The organism is Vibrio sp. Vb0304 (genome assembly GCF_033338995.1).
Lineage (GTDB): Bacteria > Pseudomonadota > Gammaproteobacteria > Enterobacterales > Vibrionaceae > Vibrio > Vibrio alginolyticus.
Genome location: NZ_JAWOTT010000115.1, coordinates 1 through 1,453 on the forward strand (window position 1 = coordinate 1; position 1,453 = coordinate 1,453).

Sequence of the window (1,453 nt, forward strand, 5' to 3'; positions counted from 1 at the left end):
TGCTCAAATGCGGTGCTCATCACCTGATTGACTGGCCGTTTCCAAAGTCGATGTTCGCGCTCGGTTTCTAAATCGGTCCCCATCGCTGGCGTCATGTGCAAGTTGACTTGCTCTTTGGTGATCAACCCAACGCAGCGGTTTTCATTGATGACCACCAAAGGTGCGCTTGGGCTCAGATTCATGTATTCCACCGCCAAAGACAGCGGTTCACCTGGGTCGAGTCGGCGCACATCGTGATGACATAACGACTGCAGCATCGCATCTTGAGTCGGTTTAACCATCACACCATTAAAAAGTGTGTCATGTGCTTGAGCGGTATCGAGTAGCACGACTGGCAACGCCTGAGAAAAGAGGAAACCCTGCATGTAATCAACACCAATACCAGCCAACACTTCGAGCTCGCGTTGTGACTCGACACCTTCGGCAGCCACCTCGACGTTCAGCTTGTGTGCCAAATCGGTAATGGTTTTGACGATGTTATAACTTGTACTGCCCTCATGAATATTCTTGACGAACTTGCGGTCGATTTTTAGTACATCAAATTGCCCTTCTTCCAAATAAGAAAACGAAGAGTAGCCCGTACCAAAGTCGTCAATCGCAATTTGAATACCCTCTTGGCGAATCTGTTCTAACGCAAACGCGTGTTCTTCATCCTGCTCGAAATACGCAGTTTCTGTTAACTCAATAGTCACCAGTTTTGGGTTTACATCGCTGGCTTTAATCAAATCGAGCGATCGCTGGAGAACTTGCAATGAATCCAGCTTGGTATTCAACGAACGATTAATGGAAAGTCCGATATTTTCGCCATAGATTTTTTGCAAATGTGGCCACTGCTTCAGCGCGGTTTGGCAAACAACGTCATCCAGCGCAGCGATCAACTCCAGGTCTTCAATGATGGAAATCATCTCTTGCGTGCTGTACTCGCTGTTTTCGTGATAGAAGCGCGCTAATGCCTCAAACTTCACCACATTGCCGGTTCGCGTTTCAATAATTGGCTGAAAATACACATCCACCAGCTCACTTTCAATTTGGGTTTTCAGGAACGTTTCCAAATGCTGACGTTTCACCAACTCGGCGTGAAGTTCACTGTTGTAAAAGTTGAAGTAGCCGTTTTCTCCGGCTTTCGAAGACACCATCGCTTGCGCCGCATGAGCAAGTGCCTGTTTTGGATTGTTGGTGTCATACCCAAGAACAGAAACCCCGGTTTGCCCTTCCACAATCGTAGCGTGCATTTTGTTTCCCATTTCACTTCTCAGCTCAGAAAAGAAACCTTTCATGGCTATTTGAATCAAGCGCAAGGGGCTCAACCACTGACAATGTGGCGTTTGTAAACAGACCACAAAGACGTCTCGCGATAACTGCCCCGCAATGCTGGTGTAGCGACTACGCATGATAAAGTCCGCAAAACCTAGCTGTTGTTCCAACATGCATTTCTGGGCAAAGTTCGGTCTTA

At 47.4% G+C, this 1,453-nt stretch carries 1 protein-coding gene; it reads right to left on the reverse strand.

The genetic code is table 11. From position 1 onward, the window contains the following. Positions 1-1,453: EAL domain-containing protein (locus R7P35_RS24250; RefSeq protein WP_318092878.1), on the reverse strand; the 1,453-nt coding region annotated here is incomplete at both ends.